Origin of the sequence: Dactylosporangium sp. CA-139114, from assembly GCF_050955725.1 — a bacterium.
In the GTDB taxonomy this organism is placed as follows: Bacteria; Actinomycetota; Actinomycetes; order Mycobacteriales; family Micromonosporaceae; genus Dactylosporangium.
In genome coordinates, this window is the sequence record NZ_CP192080.1 from 9,554,613 (window position 1) to 9,577,123 (window position 22,511).

Consider the following 22,511-nt stretch of genomic DNA (forward strand, 5'->3'; position numbering starts at 1 on the left):
CCTCTCCCTTCGGCCTCGCGGCCGCAACGTCTTCTCTATCTGTCTGCCCGGCGTAGACCGGCACCCGCGGTCGGGCGTGTCGCCAGTTCCGCGGACCCGGCCCGTTTGATCCCAGCCCGGGGTTGTGGTCCGCACCCACCCTCACTCCCGCGGAGCGGGCGATGTGGGCGCACGCACGAGTTGCCCAGCAAAGCCGGGCACGAGGGGAAAGAGTACCCACCGTAAGGACGCTGGTCAAAATCGCCCGGCACGCCCCCCGACGGAACACTCTTCACACCAAGAGTACCTGGTCGCCGATCGAAGCGTCCGGGGGGCTCGTTTTCCCCGCTCAGCTGAGCAGGAATGTGAGCAGCACGACGAACATCGCCAGGCCGCCGCCCGTGCAGCCGAGCACGATGCCGGTGATGGCCATGCCCCGCCCGCTCACCGCGGCGCCGGCTGCGGCGGCCCGGCGGATCTGGCGGGTGCCGGCGAGGCCCAGGCCGGCCGCTCCGGCGCCGAGAAAGATACCCAGGACGGTGAACGCGCCCGCGGCGGCGAGGCCCCAGCCCTCGGACGCGCCGGTGGCGCCGAGGCAGAGCGCGAAGAGCGCGACCAGGATCGAGGCGATGCCCGCGACCAGGGAGCCGATGGACGGGCCGCTCGGCGTGGTCGGCGCGGCCGGGTAGGCGACGCCGAACTGCGTGCCCTGCACGACGTCGACGCGCATGGCGGGCGTCAGCGCGGGCGACGGCGGGAGCGGGGGCGGCGCGTAGCCCGGTGGCGGGCCATAGGCGGGCGGCGGGCCGTAGGGGGGCGGCGGGCCGTAGGCGGGCGGCTGCGGCTGATACGGCGGGTAGGACATCTAGTTCACCGTCGGGTCGAAGTCGGTGCCGCGCTGCCGCGCGTAGTGCAGCAGGCCGACGATCGCCAGCACGACGAGGCCGGCGATGGCCAGCACGATCCCGGTCCAGGCCAGCCGCACGCCGTTGCGCAACCGCCGGGCGCCGAGCAGGAAGCCCTCGGCGGCGACCAGGTCCTTGTGCGACTCGCGGGCCATGAGCAGCGCGAGCGTCGCCGGAATCACCCCACCGAGGAACGGGCCCGTGACGACGGACAGCAGGCCCAGCCCGAACACGGCGGTGGCCTTGGTCGCCCGAACGGGATCCGGATCCAGCGGATGCCGGGTCGATGACGTCACCAGACGACTCTATCCGGTGAACGGCGAAGGGACGGAGACCCCTGAAGGTCCCCGCCCCTGCGCCGTTCAGATCGCTTTGCTCGGCCTTGCGGAAGGAGCCTAGCGGAAGGAGCCCAGGTCGAAGTCGTCCAGCGGGACGGCCTGACCACTCGCGGGCCCGAAGCCGTAGTCGGCCTCCGGGTAGCCCGTCATCGAGTAGACCTTCGCCTTCGCCTCCTCGGTCGGCTCGACCCGGATGCTGCGGTACTTGCTGATGCCCGTACCGGCCGGGATGAGCTTACCGATGATGACGTTCTCCTTCAGACCGATCAGCGAGTCGCTGCGCGCGTGGATCGCGGCATCGGTCAGCACCCGGGTCGTCTCCTGGAACGAGGCCGCGGACAGCCACGACTCCGTCGCCAGCGACGCCTTGGTGATACCCATGAGCACCGGACGACCCGCGGCCGGCTCACCGCCCTCGGCGACGACGCGGCGGTTCTCCGCCTCGAACATCGCGCGGTCGACGAGCACGCCCGGCAGGAACTCGGTCGAGCCGGAGTCGATGACCGTCACCCGCTTGAGCATCTGGCGAATGATGATCTCGATGTGCTTGTCGTGGATGAGCACACCCTGCGAGCGGTACACCTCCTGGACCTCGGACGTCAGGTGCACCTGCACCGCCCGGGGACCCATGATGCGCAGCAGCTCGTGCGGGTCGATCGTGCCCTCGGTCAGCTTCTCGCCGACCTCGACGTGCTCGCCGTCCTGGATGCGCAGCTTGACGCGGCGGCTGAGCTTGTCGTGGACGATCTCGTCGCTGCCGTCGTCCGGCACGATGATGATCTTCCGCATCCGCTCGCCGTCCTCGATGCGCACGCGGCCGGGGGTGTCGGCGATGGGCGCCTTACCCTTCGGCACGCGGGCCTCGAAGATCTCCGTGACACGCGGCAGACCCTGGGTGATGTCCTCACCCGCGACACCACCGGTGTGGAAGGTACGCATCGTCAGCTGCGTGCCCGGCTCACCGATGGACTGGGCGGCGATGATGCCGACCGCCTCGCCGACGTCGACCGTCTTGCCCGTGGGCAGCGACCGGCCGTAGCAGGCGCCGCAGACGCCCAGCTTCGACTCGCAGGTGAGCACGCTGCGGACCCGGACGTTCTCGACGCCGGCCGCGACCAGCAGGTCCACGACCATCGAGTTGATGTCCGTGCCCCGCTCGGCGACCATCCGGCCGTCCTTGTCCCGCACGTCGTCGGCGAGGGTGCGCGCGTGCACACCGGTCTCCGCGTGCTGGTGGATGCGCAGCACGCCGTCGACCAGCTCGCCGACCGCCATCGGGATGGCGCGGTCGGTGCCGCAGTCCTCCTCGCGGATGATGACGTCCTGCGAGACGTCGACCAGACGACGGGTCAGGTAACCCGAGTCGGCGGTCCGCAGCGCGGTGTCGGCCAGACCCTTGCGGGCACCGTGCGTGGAGATGAAGTACTCCAGCACGGACAGACCCTCCCGGTAGCTGGCCTTGATCGGCCGCGGGATGATCTCGCCCTTCGGGTTGGCCACCAGGCCACGGATCGCGGCGATCTGGCGGAGCTGGAGGAGGTTACCGCGGGCACCCGAGTTGATCATCTTCCACAGCGGGTTCTCGCGCGGCAGCGCGCTCTCCATCTCCTTGGCCACCTCGCCGGTCGCCTTGGTCCAGATCTCGATGAGCTCGCCGCGGCGCTCCTCGGCGGTCATGAGACCACGCTGGTACTGCTTGTCGATCCGCTCCGCCTCCTTCTCGTAGCGCTCGAGGATCTCGCGCTTGCGAGGCGGCTGGATGACGTCCTCCATGCCGATGGTGACGCCGGACCAGGTGGCCCAGTGGAAGCCGGCCAGCTTCAGCGCGTCCAGGGCCGCCGCGAGGGAGACCTTCGGGAAGCGCTCGGCGAGGTCGTTGACGATCGCCGACAGCTGACCCTTGCGGATCTCGTAGTTCACGAAGCGGTACCCGACCGGGAGCGCCTCGTTGAACAGCACGCGCCCGAGCGTGGTCTCGATCGTGACCGTGTCGCCCGGCTGCCAGCCCTCCGGCGCCTCCCACGGCTCGGCACCGGCGCCGTTGTCGACGCCGATGAGCTCCCGGAGCCGGATCTTGACGGGCGCCTGCAGGTGCAGCTCGCCGTTGTCGAACGCCATCCGCGCCTCGGCGTCGGAGCTGAAGGTGCGCCCCTCGCCGAGCAGGTTCTTCTGGATGTGCGTGAGGTGGTACAGGCCGATGACCATGTCCTGGGTAGGCATGGTGACCGGCTTGCCGTCGGCCGGCTTGAGGATGTTGTTGCTGGACAGCATGAGGATGCGGGCCTCGGCCTGCGCCTCCGCGGACAGCGGCACGTGCACGGCCATCTGGTCGCCGTCGAAGTCGGCGTTGAAGGCGGTGCAGACGAGCGGGTGGATCTGGATCGCCTTGCCCTCGACCAGCTGCGGCTCGAAGGCCTGGATGCCCAGACGGTGCAGGGTCGGCGCGCGGTTGAGCAGCACCGGATGCTCCGCGATGACCTCCTCCAGCACGTCCCACACGACCGGGCGCTGACGCTCGACCATGCGCTTGGCCGACTTGATGTTCTGCGCGTGGTTGAGGTCCACCAGGCGCTTCATCACGAACGGCTTGAACAGCTCCAGGGCCATCTGCTTCGGCAGGCCGCACTGGTGCAGCTTGAGCTGCGGGCCGACGACGATGACCGAACGGCCGGAGTAGTCGACGCGCTTGCCGAGCAGGTTCTGCCGGAACCGGCCCTGCTTGCCCTTGAGCATGTCGGACAGCGACTTCAGCGGCCGGTTGCCCGGGCCGGTGACGGGACGACCGCGGCGGCCGTTGTCGAACAGCGCGTCGACGGCCTCCTGCAGCATCCGCTTCTCGTTGTTGACGATGATCTCCGGGGCACCCAGGTCGATCAGGCGCTTGAGCCGGTTGTTGCGGTTGATGACCCGGCGGTACAGGTCGTTGAGGTCGCTGGTGGCGAAGCGGCCACCGTCGAGCTGCACCATCGGGCGCAGGTCCGGCGGGATGACCGGGACGCAGTCCAGCACCATGCCCAGCGGCGAGTTGGCGGTGTTGAGGAACGCGGCGACGACCTTGAGGCGCTTGAGCGCCCGGATCTTGCGCTGGCCCTTGCCGCTGCGAATGGTCTCGCGCAGCAGCTCGGCCTCCTCCTCGAGGTCCAGGTTCTCGAGCAGGGCCTTGATCGCCTCGGCGCCCATGGCGCCGTTGAAGTACTCACCGAACCGGTCGCGCAGCTCGCGGTAGAGCAGCTCGTCGGTGATGAGGTTCTTGCGCTCCAGCTTGCGGAACGTGTCCATGACCTCGTCGAGGCGGTCGATCTCGCGCTGCGCGCGGTCACGGATCTGCCGCATCTCGCGCTCGCCGGCCTCCTTGACCTTGCGGCGCACGTCGGCCTTCGCACCCTCGGCCTCGAGCTCGGCCAGGTCCTGCTCCAGCTTCGCGGCCCGCTTCTCGATCTCGGAGTCGCGCGCGTTCTCCGCCTGCCGCTTCTCGGCCGACACCTCGTTCTCGAGGGTGGCGAGGTCGCGGTGGCGAGCCTCCTTGTCGACGCTGGTGATCACGTACGACGCGAAGTAGATGATCTTCTCGAGGTCCTTCGGCGCCAGGTCGAGCAGGTAGCCGAGGCGGCTGGGCACACCCTTGAAGTACCAGATGTGCGTGACCGGCGCGGCGAGCTCGATGTGGCCCATGCGCTCACGGCGGACCTTCGCCCGGGTCACCTCGACGCCGCAGCGCTCACAGATGATGCCCTTGAAGCGGACCCGCTTGTACTTACCGCAGTAGCACTCCCAGTCCCGGGTCGGACCGAAGATCTTCTCGCAGAAGAGCCCGTCCTTTTCCGGCTTCAGGGTGCGGTAGTTGATGGTCTCGGGCTTCTTGACCTCGCCGTGCGACCACTGGCGGATGTCGTCGGCCGTGGCCAGGCCGATGCGGAGCTCGTCGAAGTAGTTGACGTCGAGCACTTCGTCTATGTCCTCACGATTCAGTTGCTCGGGTAATTGCTAGGTCGCGTGCCGGTCCTCAACGGGCCGGCGAGGCGGCGCCCCCGCAGGAGCGCCGCCCGCGATTTCAGACTTCCTCGACGCTGCTCGGCTCGCGCCGCGAGAGGTCGATGCCCAACTCCTCGGCCGCGCGGAACACCTCGTCGTCCGTCTCGCGCATCTCGAGGGCCACGCCGTCGCTGGAGAGCACCTCGACGTTCAGGCACAGCGACTGCAGCTCCTTGAGGAGCACCTTGAAGGACTCCGGGATGCCCGGTTCCGGGATGTTCTCGCCCTTGACGATCGCCTCGTAGACCTTGACGCGTCCGAGGACGTCGTCGGACTTGATGGTCAGCAGCTCCTGCAGCGCGTAGGCCGCGCCGTAGGCCTGCATCGCCCAGCACTCCATCTCACCGAAGCGCTGGCCACCGAACTGCGCCTTACCACCCAGCGGCTGCTGCGTGATCATGGAGTAGGGACCGGTGGAGCGAGCGTGGATCTTGTCGTCGACCAGGTGGTTGAGCTTCAGGATGTAGATGTAGCCAACCGCGATCGGGTCCGGGAGCGGCTCGCCGGAGCGGCCGTCGAACAGCCGCGCCTTGCCACTGGCCCCGATGAGCTGGTTGCCGTCCCGGTTGGGCAGCGTGCTGCTCAGCAGGCCGGCGATCTCCTCCTCCTTGGCGCCGTCGAAGACCGGGGTCGCCACGTTGGTGTCCGGCTCGGACTCCCCCGCGTTGATGGCCTTCAGGGCGCGCTGCCACTCGTGCTCGTCGCCGTCGATCTTCCAACCGGTCTTGGCCACCCACCCGAGGTGGGTCTCCAGCACCTGGCCGATGTTCATACGGCTCGGCACGCCGAGCGGGTTGAGCACGATGTCGACCGGGGTCCCGTCCTCGAGGAACGGCATGTCCTCGACGGGCAGGATCTTGGAGATGACACCCTTGTTGCCGTGGCGGCCGGCGAGCTTGTCGCCGTCCTGGATCTTCCGCTTCTGGGCCACGTAGACGCGCACCAGCTCGTTCACGCCCGGGGACAGCTCGTCGCCGTCCTCGCGGCTGAACGTCCGCACGCCGATGACCGTGCCGGTCTCGCCGTGCGGCACCTTGAGGCTGGTGTCGCGGACCTCGCGGGCCTTCTCGCCGAAGATCGCGCGCAGCAGCCGCTCCTCGGGGGTCAGCTCGGTCTCACCCTTGGGCGTGACCTTGCCGACGAGGATGTCGCCGGTGACGACCTCGGCGCCGATCCGGATGATCCCCCGCTCGTCGAGGTCGGCGAGCATTTCCTCGCTGACGTTCGGGATGTCGCGGGTGATCTCCTCCGGCCCCAGCTTGGTGTCGCGCGCGTCGACCTCGTGCTCCTCGATGTGGATCGAGGTGAGGACGTCGTTCTGCACCAGCTTCTGGGACAGGATGATCGCGTCTTCGTAGTTGTGGCCCTCCCAGGGCATGAACGCCACGAGCAGGTTGCGCCCGAGCGCCATCTCGCCCTCGTCGGTGCACGGGCCGTCGGCGATGACCTGCCCCGCCTCGACCCGGTCGCCCTCGAAGATCACCGGCTTCTGGTTGACGCAGGAGCCGGAGTTCGAGCGGCGGAACTTGTGCAGCAGGTAGGTGCGACGGTGGCCGTCGTCCTGGTGGATCGTGACGTAGTCGGCGCACATGTCCTCGACGACCCCGCCGACCTCGGCCACGACCACGTCGCCGGCGTCGACGGCGGCACGGTACTCCATGCCGGTGCCGACCAGCGGCGACTCCGCCTTGACCAGCGGCACGGCCTGGCGCTGCATGTTCGCGCCCATCAGTGCCCGGTTGGCGTCGTCGTGCTCGAGGAACGGGATCATCGCGGTCGCGACCGAGGTCATCTGCCGCGGCGACACGTCCATGTAGTCCACCTGGTCGGCGGGGACGTTGTCGACCTCACCGCCCTTTCGGCGAACCAGGATGCGGTCCTCGGCGAAGTTGCCGTCGCTCTTGAGCGGGGCGTTGGCCTGGGCCTTGACGAACCGGTCCTCTTCGTCAGCGGTCAGGTAGTCGATCTGGTCGGTCACCCGGCCGTCGACGACCTTGCGGTAGGGCGTCTCGACGAAGCCGAACGGGTTGACCCGCGCGAACGTCGAGAGCGCGCCGATGAGACCGATGTTGGGACCCTCAGGGGTCTCGATCGGGCACATGCGGCCGTAGTGGGACGGGTGCACGTCACGGACCTCGAAGCCGGCCCGCTCACGGGACAGACCACCCGGGCCGAGCGCGCTCAGCCGGCGCCGGTGGGTCAGGCCCGCCAGCGGGTTGGTCTGGTCCATGAACTGCGACAGCTGGGAGGTGCCGAAGAACTCCTTGATCGCCGCCACGACGGGGCGGATGTTGATCAGGGTCTGCGGCGTGATCGCCTCGACGTCCTGGGTCGTCATGCGCTCGCGGACGACGCGCTCCATCCGGGACAGGCCCACGCGGACCTGGTTCTGGATGAGCTCGCCGACCGTGCGCAGGCGACGGTTGCCGAAGTGGTCGATGTCGTCGGCCTCGTAGCCCTCTTCGCCCGTGTGCAGGCGGCAGAGGTACTCGACCGTGGCGACGATGTCCTCTTCGGTCAGGACGCCCTGGTTGATCGGCACGTCCAGTTCGAGCTTCTTGTTGAACTTGTATCGGCCAACCTTGGCGACGTCGTACCGCTTCGGGTTGAAGAACAGGTTGTCGAGGAGGTTCTGCGCGTTCTCCCGCGTCGGCGGCTCACCCGGCCGCAGCTTGCGGTAGATGTCCAGCAGCGCCTCGTCCTGACCGGCGATGTGGTCCTTCTCGAGCGTGGTCATCATGAGCTCGGACCAGCCGAACTTCTCACGGATGCGCTCGGCGGACCAGCCGATGGCCTTGAGCAGGACGGAGACCGCCTGCCGACGCTTGCGGTCGATGCGGACACCGACGGTGTCGCGCTTGTCGATGTCGAACTCAAGCCAGGCGCCCCGGCTCGGGATGACCTTGACGCTGGTGAGGTCGCGGTCGGAGGTCTTGTCCGGCTGCTTGTCGAAGTACACGCCCGGGGAGCGGACGAGCTGGCTCACCACGACGCGCTCGGTGCCGTTGATGATGAAGGTGCCCTTGGGCGTCATCATCGGGAAGTCACCCATGAACACCGTCTGGCTCTTGATCTCGCCAGTGGTGTGGTTGGTGAACTCCGCGGTCACGAACAGCGGGGCGCAGTAGGTGAGGTCCTTCTCCTTGCACTCCTCGATCGGGGCCTTGACCTCGTCGAAGCGCGGCGCGGAGAACGACAGTGACATCGTGCCGGAGAAGTCCTCAATAGGACTGATCTCATCGAGGATCTCCGCGAGCCCGGAACGGGCGTGCTGATCACCGGCCGAGCGGCTCTGCCAATTCTCGTTGCCAACCAGCCAGTCGAACGAGTCGGTTTGGATGGCAAGGAGGTTGGGAACCTCTAGGTGTTCGGTGATCCTGCCGAAGGAGACCCGGCGGGGAGCGTAAGCGCTCGAACTGGTCTTCGCAGGGCGGGAAGCTGCCAAGATGCGTCCTTCCGAGGACCGGTGTTGCAGACAGGCCGTTTCGCGTGCAGCCTGACGACCCCCGATGTGGAGGAGCCCACGAAGGGGCACCTCACGCCGAAGGTGAAGTCAGAAGACAGCGCAAACTAGCAGTGTAGCCGAGAGGCTCACCGCTGTCCAGCGGCATCGTGCACGATGTTTCCAACGACCTTTTGCGAAGATCGTTTCTCCACCGGCCGGGCCGCTCGCGACGGTCGTGGCCTGCGGTTTCCCTGTTGATGCGCGCTGAACCGGACCCAAGAAGGATCGGGGCACATCTAGTCGGTCCGCCCGGCCCACCGCGTCTGCGGAAGGCAGTGCCTGATTAGCGTGCCTGGCCGCCGGTCACCGCGTCAAGGGTTCCCACGCGCGTCGGGGCTTCGTGACAGATATCTCGCACCCCGACCACTAAGTGTTGTGGTCGGCCCACTAGATCTTGGGGTCCTTACAAGTTGCTGACAAAAAAGACGGCCGCCGGAGTCCGGCGGCCGTCCTTGGATCGACGCTGAGTTACTTGAGGGTAACCTTGGCGCCCTCGGCCTCGAGCTTCGCCTTGGCCTTGTCGGCGTTCTCCTTGTTGGCCTTCTCGAGGACGGCCTTCGGCGCGGCCTCGACGAGGTCCTTCGCCTCCTTGAGGCCCAGGCCGGTCAGCTCGCGCACAACCTTGATGACCTGGATCTTCTTGCCGCCGTCACCCTCGAGGATGACGTCGAACTCGGTCTTCTCCTCGACCTCGGCGGCCGCGGCGGCCGGGCCGGCGGCGGCGGCAACGGCGACCGGGGCGGCCGCGGTGACCTCGAAGACCTCTTCGAACTGCTTCACGAACTCGGAGAGCTCGATCAGCGTCATCTCCTTGAACGCGTCGAGGAGTTCGTCGGTGCTCAGCTTCGCCATGGTGGCGTTTCCTCTCAAAAGTTTGGGTATCGGGGCGGGCCGGACTTATTCGGCCGCGCCACCGGCTTCCTGCGCGCGCTTGTCCACCAGAGCCTGGGCGGTGCGGGCCGCCTTCGACAGCGGAGCCTGGAACAGCGCCGCCGCCTTGCTCAGGTTGCCCTTCATGGCGCCGGCCAGCTTCGCCAGCAGCACCTCACGGGACTCCAGGTCGGCCAGGCGACGGACCTCGTCCGCGCTGATGGCCTTGCCCTCGAAGACACCACCCTTGATGACGAGCATCGGGTTGGTCTTCGCGAACTCGCGGAGGCTCTTGGCCGCCTCCACCGGGTCGCCGCCGACGAAGGCGAGCGCGGTAGGACCGGAGAACAAATCGTCGAGCCCGCTGATGCCCGCGTCCGTCGCGGCACGCTTCGCGAGCGTGTTCTTCGCGACGGCGTACGTGGTCTCGCGGCCCAGGTTGCGGCGCAGGGTCTTGAGCTGCGCCACGGTGAGGCCGCGGTACTCGGTCAGCACGGTGGCCGAGGAGCCCCGGAACTGCTCGGTGAGCTCCGCGACAGCCGTGGCCTTGTCGTCTCGAACCGGCTTGTCCGCCATGTCCCTCCTCTCTCGTTGCTTCGGTGCCAGTCACTGGCCCCAGCAATGAAAAACGCCCCGGGCGCAGGGGCGCTCGGAGCGGAGGACGGCACGTTGCGGCGCCGGCATTCACACCATGTTCGCGGCCCTGCGCGGGTCGCCCGCATTGCGGCGGGGCCTTCGATGTCCGCTCACGCGGACATGACCAGCGGTCTTCGGGTTTGCGCTACCAAAATACGCGACGGTTCGACGTTTCTCCAAATCAGGCGCGGTCGAGCCGCATGCGGCCGTACACGATCACGAATACTGCGGTCCACGCGATGCCCCACAGGGTCGTGACCGTGAGCGTGGGAAGGTGGGCGCCGCCGACGGTGTCACGGGCCGTGGCCATCACCGGCGGGGCGAGCCAGGGCGCCGGGAAGCTCTTGAGGCCGAAGACGATCGTGAACACGATGCCGGCCACGAGCACGGTCAGCCCCCGCGCCGCCTGGACGGTCACCGCGCGGCTGGCCAGCGCGCCGAGCGTCACGGCCGGCAGCAGGAGCAGCAGGTGCGCCCACAGGCCGAGCGCGATGCCGGTGGCCAGCGACGGGTCGCCCGGACCCGGTGTCGTCACGCCGTTGACGACCCATGGCAGGACCATCGCGACGAGGATCAGGGGCAGCCCGGCCAGCAGGGCGGCGGCCAGCCCGGCGGCGATCTCCCGCGTGGCGCCGCCGACCGCGACCCGGCCGAGGCGGCGCTGCACGTCCGGCTCGACGTCGAGCAGCACCTTGGTCTGCCAGGCGAGCACCACGAACAGCACGGCCGCGGAGACGCCGTAGGCCTCGCCGGCCTGGGCCTGCCCGCCGCCGTAGAGGACGGAGAGCACCACGAGCGCGGCGAGCAGCGGTGCGGCGGCACGGCCCGTCTGGACGAACCCGGTCAGCCGCATGCGGATCAGGGCGGTCATGACAGGGGCACCTCATCGCGTACCGCCACCACGTCGAAACCGGCCGAGCGCAACCGCGAGACCGCGTCCCCCGCCTCCGACGCGTCGACCGCCAGCTCGATCACCGTCTTGCGCGCCGACCGTTCGCCCGCGTGCACCTCACCGTCGCGAACGTGCCAGCGGCGTGCGCCAGGCAGCCGTGCGACCTCCCCCAGGTGGTCGCTGACCAGCACGGACCCGCCGCGACCGACGACCTCGGCGACGATCGCGGGCACCTGCTCGCGGGTCTGCGCGTCGAGGCCCTCCCAGGGCTCGTCGAGCACCAGGAGCCCGGGCGGGCGCAGGAGCGCCTGGACCAGGCCGACCTTCTGCGCCGAGCCCTTCGAGAGCCGGTTGAGCCGGACGTCGAGAAAGTGCTCGAAGTGCAGCCGGCGCGCCCACCGCTCGATGTCCTCGTCGGCGTCCAGGCCGCGAATGGCCGCCATGTGCCGCAGATGGGCGCGCGCCGTGAACGGCTGATCCGCCGCAAAGCGCTCGGGCACCCAGCCGACGACCGGGGGGCGCTGCGCGACCAGGCCCCGACCCGGCCGGAGCACACCGGCGGCCAGCTGCAGCAGCGTGGACTTCCCGGACCCGTTCGGGCCGGCCACGACCGCGGTCTCCCCCGGCTCGAGGGTCAGGTCGACCCCGCGCAGGGTCCAGGGTGCGCGGCGGCTGTATCGAAACCACACGTCCTGCAAACGCACCGGGACAGCGTGCCACAGGCACGCTGTCCCGGATGTTCCCGCTTGGCTGGGAGTCTGCTGACTACTCCGCGGCGGTGACGACGCTGTCGTCCTCGAGGAGGTTGCGCGTCTTGTTCGGGTCGACCGGGATGCCCGGGCCCATGGTGGTGGTGAGGAAGATCTTCCGCAGGTACTTGCCCTTGGCCGCCGAGGGCTTCGCCCGGTTGACCTCCTCGAGCACGGCCGCGTAGTTCTCCACGAGCTGCTGCTCGCTGAAGCTCGCCTTGCCGATGATGAGGTGCAGGTTCGAGTGCTTGTCCACCCGGTAGGTGATCTTGCCACCCTTGATCTCGTTGACCGCCTTGGTGACGTCCATGGTCACCGTGCCCGTCTTCGGGTTCGGCATCAGGCCGCGCGGGCCCAGGATCCGCGCGATCCGGCCGATCTTGGCCATCTGGTCGGGCGTGGCGATCGCCGCGTCGAAGTCCAGCCAGCCCTCCTGAATGCGGGCGACCAGCTCGTCGGTGCCGACCGCGTCCGCACCGGCGGCCTCGGCCTCGGCGGCCTTGGGGCCCTGCGCGAAGACGATGACGCGGGCGGTCTTGCCGGTGCCGTGCGGCAGGTTGACCGTGCCCCGGACCATCTGGTCGGCCTTGCGCGGGTCGACACCCAGGCGCATGGCCACCTCGACGGTGGGGTCGAACTTCACGGTCGTCGTCTGCTTCGCGAGCTTGACGGCGGCCATCGGGCTGTAGAGCGCGTTGCGGTCGACGAGGTCGACGACCTTGCGGTAGTTCTTGCCGTGCTGCGACATGTCGCTGAGTTCTCCTGTGGTCTCAGTGCGGACGCCCGCGGGCGCCCTCCCACTTGTGCGGTTCGGTGCGGTGCGGAGCGTCAGTCCTTGACGACGATGCCCATGGAGCGGGCGGTGCCGGCGATGATCCGCTCGGCCATCTCGATGTCGTTCGCGTTCAGGTCGGCCATCTTCTTCTCGGCGACCTCGCGGAGCTGAGCCTTGGTGATCGAGCCGACCTTGTCCTTCTGCGGGACGCCGGAGCCCTTGGGCACACCGGCGGCCTTGAGCAGCAGGCGCGCGGCCGGCGGCGTCTTGAGGATGAAGGTGAACGTGCGGTCCTCGTAGACGCTGATCTGCGCCGGGATGATGTCACCGCGCATGGACTCCGTCTGGGCGTTGTACGCCTTGACGAACTCCATGATGTTCACGCCGTGCTGACCGAGGGCGGGGCCGACCGGCGGCGCCGGGGTGGCCTGGCCGCCCGGCAACTGAAGCGTGAAGGTCTTGACGAGCTTCTTCTTCGGAGGCATGGCTGCTTTCGTCTTCCTGGGCTGGAATTCGGTTTCGTGCTGTTCCTCGAGTTCGCCTTAGCGGCGGTCTCTACGCACGACTGAGCGCCCGGCAACTGAGGCCGGACGCTCAAGCGTACCGTAGGCGAATTCGATCTTCGACCTGGCCCGGGGCCAGGTCGTGCTCAGATCTTCGGGACCCGGCCTCGGCCGGGGTCTTTTGTGACCTGGCCTCGGCCGGGTCACGACTCAGATCTTGGTGACCTGGTTGAAGTTGAGCTCGACCGGGGTCTCGCGACCGAAGATCGAGACCAGCACCTTGAGCTTCTGCTGGTCGGCGTTGATCTCGCTGATGGTCGCCTGGAGCGAGGCGAAGGCGCCGTCGGTGACGGTGACGGAGTCGCCGACCTCGAAGTCGAGGACCTTGACCTCGGTCTTGCCGCCGGCCTTCTTCCCGCCCTCCTGCTGCACGACGGGGGCCAGCCACTTGAGCACCTCGTCGAGCGACAGCGGAGCCGGGCGGTCGGCCCGGTCGGTCGCGCCGACGAAGCCCGTGACGCCCGGCGTGTTGCGCACGCAGGAGTACGACTCCGGGGTCAGCTCCATCCGGACGAGGATGTAGCCGGGGAAGACCTTGTTCTGCACCTGCGTGCGCTTGCCGTTCTTGATCTCGACCTCTTCACGAGTCGGGACCTCGACCTGGTAGATGAACTCTTCCATGTCGAGGCTCGTGATGCGGGTCTCGAGATTCGTCTTGACCTTGTTCTCGTAGCCGGCGTAGGAGTGCACGACGTACCAGTCACCGGGTGCGAAGCGCAGTGCGGCACGCAGCTCGGCGACGGGGTCCTCGGCGTCGGTCGTCACCGGCGGGGTGTCGGCCGTCATCACCGTCGACGTTTCCTCGTGCTGCTCGTCGTCGTCGGTACCGGGCGTCTCGTCGAATTCCTGCACGCTGCTCACTTCCGTCTGTCTGATCTTCGGGTCGCCGTCTGTGCTGGTCCGGCCTTCATCGGCGGCGTTCCGCCCGGTCGGCCGGTGCCCTTACTGGTCGGCGTTGCCGTTGCCGAAGGACCAGAGGACGAGCTTGGCGAAGCCGAAGTCGAGGCCGCCGACGATGGCCAGCATGATGATCACGAACACCACTACGACGAGGGTGTAGGTGGTCAGCTCCTTGCGGGTCGGCCAGATAACCTTACGCAGCTCGGCGACAACCTCGCGGATGAAGTTGATGAGCCGCGCGAAGATGTTGTTCGAGCTGCCCTCTTTGACCTTGACCTTCTTGCCGTCCTTGGTCTTGAGGTCCTTCGACTTGGCGTCCTTGGACTTGTCCTTGGACCGGCCGTTCTTGCTCGCGGTCTCCTCGTCGAGGTCATCGTCCTCGTCGATCTCGTCATCGACGTCGTCCGCGGTGTCGAGGCTGTCCAGCTCGTCGGCGAACTCTTCCTCGATAGCGGCGTCCTCGGCGCTGAGCTCCTCTTCACGGCGATCGTCGGCGGGGTTGGTCCCGCGTCGCCTGCGTTCGGCCACTTTCGCCCTCTTCCGTGATCTCGCGAGTGCTCGGTCCGTGTCGGCCGACAGCGAGAACCCGGGCCCTTGGACCCGTCGACCACCGGTTCGGCTCGGTTCGCGGGACACCGGCGAGAAGCCGGTGGCACGCGGTCGGACCAACCGTGACCGCTGTGGTCGACGTCCCGGCCTTCCGGCCGGGCGCACCAGACCCAGGTCAGGCCTTCGGCGCAGGGGCGACAGGACTCGAACCTGCAACCTGCGGTTTTGGAGACCGCTGCGCTACCAATTGCGCCACACCCCTTCGCGAGGAAGGCAGCTCCGACAGGTCCGGACAGGACGGTGTCGGGTTGCTCACCCCACGGCGGACCAGTGTACGGGTTGTCGGCGGGATATCCCAACCACCCCCCTCTACCGGTTGTCGTCGTTGTTCCGAACGAGTGCCTTCGCGGCCCCCAGGACCTTGTCCCCCTCGCAGGTCGCGGTCACGTCGATCTGCACCAGGCCGTCGTCGTGGATCTTCTTGACCACCCCGCTGATGACCACCTCGGTGCCCTTGTCGTCGTCGGGCACGACGACCGGATTCGCGAAGCGGGTGGAAAATTCCACGATCGCCGCTGTTCCGCCCACCCAGCACGCCACCGCCTGGCCCGCCAGACCCATGGTCAGCATGCCGTGCGCGATGACGCCGGGCAGTCCGACAGCGGTCGCCTGGCGGTCGCTCCAGTGGATCGGGTTGAAGTCGCCGGACGCGCCCGCGTAGCGCACCAGGGCGGCCCTGGTGACCCGGTACGTCTGGGCCGGGAACTCGGTACCTGGCTGCATCGTTCAGCCCTCCCCACGAATCACGAGCCGGGTCCAGATCGTCACGACGGCCTCGCCCTCGACGGTGGCCACCTCGTGCCGCGTGGTCAGGAACGCGTGGCCGGCCCGGCTGCTGATCTCCTCCACCGTCATGACCGTGACGAGGTGGTCGCCGGCCTGGATCGGCCGCACGTAGCGAAACGTCTGGCCGCCGTGCACCACCCGGCTGTAGTCCATGCCGAACGTGGGGTCGTCGACGAGCTGCTGGCCGGCGTTCTGGCTCAGGATGATGGCGAACGTCGGCGGGGCGATCACGTCGCTGTAGCCCCTCGCGCGCGCCTCGGCGAGGTCTCGGTGCACGGGGTCGGCGGCGAAGACCGCGTCCGCGAACTCGCGGATCTTCTCCCGGCCTACCTCGTAGGGCGGGGTCGGCGGGTACACCCGGCCCAAGAACGACTGATCCAGCGGCATGACCTGAAATTTACCGGTAACGCCCAAGCGCTCCGGTCGCAGGCCGGTCGTTCCTGCGGCGGCTCCCCCCGCGCACGGCTTCTCCGGCCTCCCGGTTACGGGCCGGTCGCTCCCGCGGCGACTCTCCCCCACCCACGGTCGGGGGGGGGTGGTCGTTTCTGCGGCTCCAACCGCCCGGGTACGCGATGAAGCCCCGGTCCCATCGGGGCCGGGGCTTCATCGAACGCTCGTGCTGCGCAGCGACTAACGGGTCTCGCGGTGGACGGTGTGCTTGCCGTCGCGCGGGCAGAACTTCTTCAGCTCGATGCGGTCCGGGTCGTTGCGGCGGTTCTTCTTCGTGATGTAGTTCCGCTCTTTGCACTCCGTGCACGCCAGCGTGATCTTCGGACGAACGTCGGTCGCCTTGGCCATGGCGAAGTGCCTTCCTTCAGAACGTTCAGGTGGGGCGGAATCAGATCCAGCGAACCATCATAACGGCTCACACAGACGGACGCCCAATCGGGCGTCCCAGTGGTGCTTCTGTAGCGGTGGCCGGACTTGAACCGGCGACACAGCGATTATGAGCCGCTTGCTCTGCCATCTGAGCTACACCGCCGCGGCGGACTCGATGTCTCAAGCCCGGTCTCGAGCCCCCTTACGGAATCGAACCGTAGACCTTCTCCTTACCATGGAGACGCTCTGCCGACTGAGCTAAGGGGGCGCATCGCGTACGTTCCCGTACACGCGCTCGCTAAGCGTACACGGCCCCCGGCCGGGCACGAAATCGACTTACCAACTTTCGGTCTTCTCCCAGCTCAGAGGCCCTTTTCGGCGCGTCTTGGCCCCCTGCTCCCCGCCTCGCTCGCGCGGCGTTCGAGGCTCGCCCTGCGCCCTCACCGTCAGCCGCTTTCGCCTCCTGCCGCCCGGCGCGTCCGCCTCCGGCTGGCTGGAGTGGGCCTCCGCGTTCGACTGCCCTGCGCCTCCGCGTTCGGCTACGGGACGGCGCGCAGCCAGCGGACCTCGCCCGCCGGGGCCTCGGCCGAATCCTCCGCGGTCTGGACCTGCAGCCAGGACTCGAAGCGCTCGTAGGGCAGCGGGCGGCTGAACAGGAAGCCCTGGCCCATGTCGCAGCGCATGTCCTCGAGCAGCCCGAGCGTCAGCTCGCTCTCCACGCCTTCGGCGACCACGTCGAGCTCGAAGTGGCGGGCCATGTCCACGATCGTGCGCACGATGGCGAGGTCGCTGGGCGAGGTGGCCATGCCCTGCACGAACGAACGGTCGATCTTGACCTCCTGCACCGGCAGTCGGCTGAGGTCGGCGAACGACGAGCGCCCGGCGCCGAAGTCGTCGACGGAGAGCCGCACGCCGAGATCGCGCAGGCGGGTGAGGGTCGACAGGGCGCGGCCGCCGACGAGCAGGCCCTCGTCCTCGGCGATCTCCAGGATCAGCCGGTCCGCGGGGACGCCGTGCTCGTCGAGCAGCTCCGAGATCTGCAGCGGCAGGTCCGAGTCGCCCAGCGTGCGGGCCGAGAGGTTCACGGCGACGACGAGCGGCCGTCCGGCGTCGGCCCACTCGCGGGCGCGGCGGATGCCCTCGCGCAGGACCACGCCGTTGAGCCGGCCGAGCTGGCCGGTGTGCTCGGCCACGGCCACGAAGTCCGGCGGCGCCACCTGGCCGTGCACGGGGTGCTCCCAGCGGGCCAGGCACTCGACGCCGACGAGCCGGCGGTCGGAGAGGGCGACCTTCGGCTGGAAGTACACCTCGAGCTCGCCACCGGCGAGAGCCGTGCGCAGGTCGGCCGCGAGCCCGACCCGCCGCACCGCGCGGGACTGCAGGCCGGCGTTGAAGACCTGCACGATCCCCCGCGACTTCGCGACGTGCGTGGCCACGTGGGCCCGCTGCACCAGCTCCTCGGGGTCCGAGCCGTGCTCGGGATAGATCGAGATTCCGACGTACGTGTCGATGTCGATCGTCAGCGAGTCGATCACCATCGGATCGCGCAGGCCCTGGCGCAACGTGTCCGCGACGGTCGCGGCCGCGTCGGCGCTGGCCGTGCGCAGCTCGATCGCGAACTCGTCGTCGCCGACCCGGGCCACCAGCGCCCCCTGCGGCGCGAGCGTCCGCAGGCGCCGGGCCACCTCGGCGAGCACCTTGTCGCCGGCGGCGTGCCCGAGCGAGTCGTTGACCTGGCGCAGCGCGACGACGTCGAACAGCAGCACGGCCACGACCTCGCGCGGCCCGCGGCCGGTCATCGCCTCGCCGAGCGCCTCGAGCATCCGGCGGCGGTTGGCCAGGCCGGTGAGCGAGTCGTGGTTGGCGTCGAACTGGAGCCGGTCGACGAGCCGGCTGTTCTCGACCGCGACGCCGGTGTGCGCCGCGAGCGTCTCGATCAGCTGCACGTCGTCCTTGCCGAACGCGGTGCGCTCGCCGAGCCGTCCGGCCACCTCGAGCGTGCCGATGGTGACGCCGCCGGAGCGCAGCGGGACCACGATGATGTCCTTGACCGACGCCTCCTGCAGCGCCACGCGCAGCTCGGGGTCGCCGACGCGGGGGCCGACGGCGATCGTGCGCCCGCTGCGCATCGCGAGTTCGCGGAAGAGATCCGGCGTCGGGGCGGCGTCGAGCAGCCCCGGGTAGTCGAAGCGCGCGGAGAGCAGCACCTCCTGGTGCCGCCCGTGATGCGGGAGCCAGAGCGACGCGGAGTCGGCGACGAGCAGCGCCCGGACCCGGCCGAGCAGCACGTCGGGCAGGGTGCCGTCGTGGTTGGTGCTGGCGATGTCGCGGGTCAGTCCGTACATCTCCATGAGGCTCTTGTGCTGGCGCAGGAACCGCGCGTAGGCCCGGTTGCCCAGCACCAGCGCGATCGCGATGAAGATCAGCAGCAGGCTCGCCCACGGGTTGGCCTGCAGCGTCAGCAGCATCACGAGGCCGAGCACGATGCCGACGCCCATCACCGCGTGCCCCGGCAGGGCCGTGCGCAGGAACTGCGGCAGGTGCGCGATGCCCTGCACGATCGCCATGACGCCCGAGATCGCCGCGAGGTTGATGATGTTGCTCGCAACGATGGCGAGCGCGAGCACCAGCCAGGTGCGCGGCTCGCGGGGCTCCCCGATGTGCAGCTCGGCGACGACCAGCGTGGCCGCGGCGACGCCCGCGAAGTGACTGGCGGCGTTGAACGCGACCTTGTGCGGGCCCAGCCTCAGCTTGAGCACGTTCCAGCTGAGGCTGGCGATGATCCGGATGACGATCACCAGCACCGGCGAGAGGTAGCACAGCGCCAGCAGGATCGGGACGTCGTTCATCCCGATCGCCAGCACCTGCCGACGCACGTCCAGCCTCAGCTGCGTGTGGGTCGCCACGATCGCGAACAGCAGCAGCACGGGCGCGTACTGGATGTTGTGCGTGATCGGGTACGACTGGTCGGAGAGCAGCCCCGGCAGGGCCATCAGGACGCCGAGGAACAGAAGTGGACCGGTGATCAGCCAGGCGTGAGTGTCAGCACGCCTGATCGGCGTCTTCGGTGCGGGCACCAGTTCCCCATTCGCGCACAGCAGTGGCCATGATCGACCGTCGCCGGCTGCGATGGCGACGACCCGATCACTCCCAGCTATAGTCCTCGGTGACGAACATTTGCTCCTGCGCCGGGCTCAGCCGCGCCGCGCCGACCAACGTCGTCGGGTGAGCACTGAATCGGGCGTAAGTGGACTCGTCAGCGTGGGCCGCAGCGGTGGACAGCCCTAACGCCAGCGAGCCGGCCCCGACCGTCACCGCCAACCGCACAATCCACCGGCCTAGCGTCTTATCGCGCATCTCTTGCTCCCATGCGATCGCTGTGACACGTGGCCCGGTTTGGTTACCCACGATCGTGCCACACGCCACGTCAGGACCAACAGAGCGCGGGCCAAGATGACGTGGCCTCGCGGAAGAATCGACCTTTCGGCCGATTTCAGGGCTGGCGAACCGGCTATATCAGCTCACTCGTCGCAGCTTGTCCGCAACGTTTTGGCGTCGTCAGGAGTCGGCCTCCGTCAAACTCCACATCCGCCGTTCGCCGCCGCCGACCGTTCGGTCTCTGCAAGCTCACACAAATCGGACCCCCGTTCTTCCGCCCGTCCGAATGATCGTAAGTATCCGAACGACTTCACATGTCGCCGCAAGTCCGACGTGTCCGGCACGTCGCCCTCACTCGCGGCCGGCCACCTCGCCATCCGCCCCGCCACCGACGGACCCGGCACCCCCTCATGCGACTCGCCCGCCGCCACCGTCCGGCGCGACCCGCCCGCCGCTGCCACCGCCCAGCGCGACCCGCCTGACGCTGCCACCGTCCGGCACGACCCGCCCGCCGCCTCCGTCCGACCCGACCCGCCCGCCGCCTCCACCCGGCGCGACCCGCCTGACGCTGCCACCGTCCGGCCCGACCCGGACCGCGCCGCGACGGCCGCGCCCCTTTCCCTTGGACCGGATGGGGGCGACCTCGCGCCAGTTCGGCTCGGCGCCGACGACCGTGGCCTCGATCCACTCGATCGCCTCCCGCTCGGAGCCGAACTCGCGGGTCCGCACGCGCCCCTCGGGCCCGCCCCGGCGCAGTTCCACATCCCACCGGCCGTCGGCCGCGTTGCGCACGTAGACGTCGCGGCGCGTGAGCCGAGACCAGCTGCCGTTCCACCACCGTCGCTCATTCATGGGGACATCTTAGAACAGGTGTACGACATTTTTTGGGGCTCGTCGGGCGCCTCCACCCATCCGGGTGCGGTGTTACCTTCCGAATGTGGAGTTCCCGGGAAAAGGCCTCGCCAAGGGGCTGGCCGTCACGCTCGGCACGATGACGAAGCGGTCGCACACGCAGCAGTACCCGGACGTCGAGCCTGACCTCCCGCCCCGCTCCCGTGGCGTGATCGCGCTGCAGGAGGAGAACTGCACCGTGTGCATGCTGTGCGCACGGGAGTGCCCGGACTGGTGCATCTACATCGACTCGCACAAGGAAGAGGTTGTGGTCCCCGGCGCCGCGCGGCCCCGCCAGCGCAACGTCCTCGACCGGTTCGCGATCGACTTCTCCCTCTGCATGTACTGCGGGATCTGCGTCGAGGTCTGCCCGTTCGACGCGCTGCACTGGTCGCCGGAGTTCGAGTACGCCGAGCACGACATCCGCGACCTGCTGCACGAGAAGGAGCGGCTCGAGGAGTGGGTGCCCACCGTGCCGGCGCCACCCGCCCACGATCCGCGGGGCGAGCCGGCCAAGGAGCAGACGGCCGCCGCCAAGCGCGCCGCCCGCGAGTCGAACGCATCCTGACGTTGCGCACGAACCCAGGCTGATCGCGAGGCGGCCCGGCGGTCGATTCCTGTCATACCCGGATGGCAGGATGTCGGCCATGAGGGTGGCGCAGCGATGACCGTGGCCGACGTGCTCACGCTGGCGCTCGGCGCTGTGGCGCTGGGCGCCGGCCTCCTGGTTGTGACCACCCGGCACGTCGTGCGGGCCGGGCTCTGGCTCGTCGTCGCCCTGGGCGCGATCGCCGGCCTCTATCTGGTGCTCACCGCCGAACTCGTCGCCTGGGTGCAGGTGCTGGTCTACGTCGGCGCGGTCGTGGTGCTCCTGCTCTTCGCGGTGATGCTCACCCGGGCTCCGATCGGGGCGAGCGACGACCTCGATCGCACCCGGTGGCCCGGGGCCCTGATCGGCGCCGGTGCCGGGCTGGGACTCGCGGCCCTGTTCATCGACGCGTTCCGGTGGACGCGGGTCGCGATGCCGGAGCCGGGCACCGCCGAGCGCCTGGGCGCGGCCCTGTTCCGCACGTGGGTCCTGCCCTTCGAGCTCGTGTCGGTGCTGCTGCTGGCGGCGCTGGTGGGCGCGATCGTGGTGTCCCGCCCGGACATCGGCGGCCGCGCGGCGGAACGGAGGCGTGGCTGATGACACCACGCCCGACGCTTGCAAGCGGCCGCGCACCGGCCCGCATCTCCCGGCCTGCCCACACCTCCAGGCCGGCCTGCGTCTCCCGGCCGGTGCTCAACTCCCGGCCGACTCGCACCGCCGTACCGGTCGGCAGCTCCAGGCCGGCCCGCGCCGCCGTACCGGTCCGCAGCTCCAGGCCGGCCCGCGCCGCCGGGCCGACCTGTATCTCCCGGCCGGCTCGCAGTTTCCGACCGGCCCGCGGCTCGCGAGCGGCCGGCATCTCCCGGCTTGCCCCGAGCGGACGGGGGCGCGGCTGATGCATCCCGTGCTGCCGTTCACCATCGCCGGCCTGCTGTTCGGCATCGGGGTCTACGGCGTGCTGGTGCGCCGCAACGCCGTCCTGCTGCTCATGGCCGTCGAGCTCATGCTCAACGCGGTCAACCTGGTGTTCGTGACCGCCGACGCGACCATCCGGGCCGCGGCGCCCAAGGCCGGGCAGTCCTTCACGCTCTTCGTGATCGTCCTGGCGGCCGCGGAGATCGGGGTCGGACTGGCTCTGATCCTGCAGTTGTACCGGTTGCGGCGCACGGTCGGCGTCGACGACCTCCCGCTCGGCGACGGATCGCCTCCTCCCGGACCGTCGACCTCCCCGTCGCCGGAGCCGGGCGCGGTGCCGGCCCCGCCGCCGGACCCCGGTGCGGCGCCGGCCGCCAACT

The 22,511-nt window shown here is 69.1% G+C and carries 20 protein-coding genes, 3 tRNA genes and 1 pseudogene; 3 read left to right on the forward strand and 21 right to left on the reverse strand.

Annotated elements, in window-relative coordinates; translation table 11 throughout:
* Positions 1–328: 328 nt before the first annotated feature.
* From ACQP2P_RS42930 to ACQP2P_RS43030, 21 genes are all read right to left on the reverse strand, one after another.
* Entirely contained in the window at positions 329–844 is a 516-nt protein-coding gene (locus ACQP2P_RS42930; protein WP_433610993.1) for a hypothetical protein, read from the reverse strand.
* Positions 845–1,180: a hypothetical protein gene (locus tag ACQP2P_RS42935; protein ID WP_433610995.1), complete on the reverse strand. Its 336-nt coding sequence runs from the start codon at positions 1,178–1,180 to the stop codon at positions 845–847.
* Between the two features lie 99 nt (positions 1,181–1,279).
* Entirely contained in the window at positions 1,280–5,167 is a 3,888-nt protein-coding gene (locus ACQP2P_RS42940; RefSeq protein WP_433610997.1) for a DNA-directed RNA polymerase subunit beta', read from the reverse strand.
* Positions 5,168–5,273: 106 nt separating this feature from the next.
* Positions 5,274–8,699 (reverse strand): DNA-directed RNA polymerase subunit beta, encoded by a 3,426-nt coding sequence (locus ACQP2P_RS42945; protein ID WP_433080826.1) that lies wholly within the window; start codon positions 8,697–8,699, stop codon positions 5,274–5,276.
* 528 nt (positions 8,700–9,227) lie between these two features.
* Positions 9,228–9,611: a 50S ribosomal protein L7/L12 gene (gene rplL / locus ACQP2P_RS42950; RefSeq protein WP_433080828.1), complete on the reverse strand. Its 384-nt coding sequence runs from the start codon at positions 9,609–9,611 to the stop codon at positions 9,228–9,230.
* Between the two features lie 45 nt (positions 9,612–9,656).
* Positions 9,657–10,205 carry a 50S ribosomal protein L10 gene (gene rplJ, locus ACQP2P_RS42955; protein ID WP_433611000.1) on the reverse strand — a complete coding sequence of 183 codons (549 nt, stop codon included), beginning with the start codon at positions 10,203–10,205 and terminating at the stop codon, positions 9,657–9,659.
* A 241-nt stretch (positions 10,206–10,446) separates the two neighbouring features.
* Positions 10,447–11,136, reverse strand: a complete 690-nt coding sequence (locus ACQP2P_RS42960) for a hypothetical protein (RefSeq protein WP_433611002.1) — start codon at positions 11,134–11,136, stop codon at positions 10,447–10,449.
* Positions 11,133–11,861, reverse strand: coding sequence for an ATP-binding cassette domain-containing protein (locus ACQP2P_RS42965; RefSeq protein WP_433611004.1), 729 nt, complete (start codon positions 11,859–11,861; stop codon positions 11,133–11,135). The genes ACQP2P_RS42960 and ACQP2P_RS42965 overlap by 4 nt, the downstream gene beginning before the upstream one ends.
* A 61-nt stretch (positions 11,862–11,922) precedes the next feature.
* Positions 11,923–12,654 carry a 50S ribosomal protein L1 gene (gene rplA / locus ACQP2P_RS42970; RefSeq protein WP_433080836.1) on the reverse strand — a complete coding sequence of 244 codons (732 nt, stop codon included), beginning with the start codon at positions 12,652–12,654 and terminating at the stop codon, positions 11,923–11,925.
* 80 nt (positions 12,655–12,734) lie between these two features.
* Positions 12,735–13,166 (reverse strand): 50S ribosomal protein L11, encoded by a 432-nt coding sequence (gene rplK, locus ACQP2P_RS42975; RefSeq protein WP_350619877.1) that lies wholly within the window; start codon positions 13,164–13,166, stop codon positions 12,735–12,737.
* Positions 13,167–13,394: 228 nt separating this feature from the next.
* The gene (gene nusG / locus ACQP2P_RS42980; protein WP_433090385.1) at positions 13,395–14,030 is read right to left on the reverse strand and encodes a transcription termination/antitermination protein NusG; all 636 of its coding nucleotides are present in this window, start codon (positions 14,028–14,030) and stop codon (positions 13,395–13,397) included.
* A 156-nt stretch (positions 14,031–14,186) separates the two neighbouring features.
* A complete protein-coding gene (gene secE / locus ACQP2P_RS42985) occupies positions 14,187–14,672 on the reverse strand; it encodes a preprotein translocase subunit SecE (protein WP_433080838.1) in 486 nt (161 codons plus the stop codon).
* Positions 14,673–14,882: 210 nt separating this feature from the next.
* A tRNA-Trp gene (locus ACQP2P_RS42990) sits at positions 14,883–14,955 on the reverse strand.
* A gap of 107 nt (positions 14,956–15,062) precedes the next feature.
* On the reverse strand, positions 15,063–15,476 hold the full coding sequence (locus ACQP2P_RS42995; RefSeq protein WP_433611007.1) for a MaoC family dehydratase: 414 nt from the start codon (positions 15,474–15,476) through the stop codon (positions 15,063–15,065).
* A 3-nt stretch (positions 15,477–15,479) separates the two neighbouring features.
* A complete protein-coding gene (locus tag ACQP2P_RS43000; protein WP_433611009.1) occupies positions 15,480–15,926 on the reverse strand; it encodes an FAS1-like dehydratase domain-containing protein in 447 nt (148 codons plus the stop codon).
* 243 nt (positions 15,927–16,169) lie between these two features.
* A complete protein-coding gene (rpmG, locus tag ACQP2P_RS43005; protein ID WP_033357682.1) occupies positions 16,170–16,337 on the reverse strand; it encodes a 50S ribosomal protein L33 in 168 nt (55 codons plus the stop codon).
* A gap of 111 nt (positions 16,338–16,448) precedes the next feature.
* A tRNA-Met gene (locus ACQP2P_RS43010) sits at positions 16,449–16,521 on the reverse strand.
* 32 nt (positions 16,522–16,553) lie between these two features.
* Positions 16,554–16,626: transfer RNA gene (locus ACQP2P_RS43015), tRNA-Thr, on the reverse strand.
* Between the two features lie 271 nt (positions 16,627–16,897).
* Positions 16,898–19,435 carry a putative bifunctional diguanylate cyclase/phosphodiesterase gene (locus ACQP2P_RS43020; RefSeq protein WP_433611011.1) on the reverse strand — a complete coding sequence of 846 codons (2,538 nt, stop codon included), beginning with the start codon at positions 19,433–19,435 and terminating at the stop codon, positions 16,898–16,900.
* Positions 19,436–19,502: 67 nt separating this feature from the next.
* Positions 19,503–19,715 (reverse strand): hypothetical protein, encoded by a 213-nt coding sequence (locus ACQP2P_RS43025; protein ID WP_433611013.1) that lies wholly within the window; start codon positions 19,713–19,715, stop codon positions 19,503–19,505.
* A 429-nt stretch (positions 19,716–20,144) separates the two neighbouring features.
* Positions 20,145–20,588, reverse strand: a complete 444-nt coding sequence (locus ACQP2P_RS43030; RefSeq protein WP_433611015.1) for a hypothetical protein — start codon at positions 20,586–20,588, stop codon at positions 20,145–20,147.
* A gap of 58 nt (positions 20,589–20,646) precedes the next feature.
* On the opposite strand from ACQP2P_RS43030, the gene ACQP2P_RS43035 reads away from it, so the two are divergent.
* The 3 genes and pseudogenes from ACQP2P_RS43035 to nuoK all read left to right on the forward strand — a co-directional run.
* Positions 20,647–21,195: a NuoI/complex I 23 kDa subunit family protein gene (locus tag ACQP2P_RS43035; protein ID WP_433619517.1), complete on the forward strand. Its 549-nt coding sequence runs from the start codon at positions 20,647–20,649 to the stop codon at positions 21,193–21,195.
* Between the two features lie 96 nt (positions 21,196–21,291).
* Positions 21,292–21,813, forward strand: coding sequence for an NADH-quinone oxidoreductase subunit J family protein (locus ACQP2P_RS43040; protein ID WP_433080850.1), 522 nt, complete (start codon positions 21,292–21,294; stop codon positions 21,811–21,813).
* A 298-nt stretch (positions 21,814–22,111) separates the two neighbouring features.
* Positions 22,112–22,477 (forward strand): annotated as a pseudogene (gene nuoK / locus ACQP2P_RS43045) (NADH-quinone oxidoreductase subunit NuoK); the annotation flags it as partial.
* Positions 22,478–22,511 lie beyond the last annotated feature (34 nt).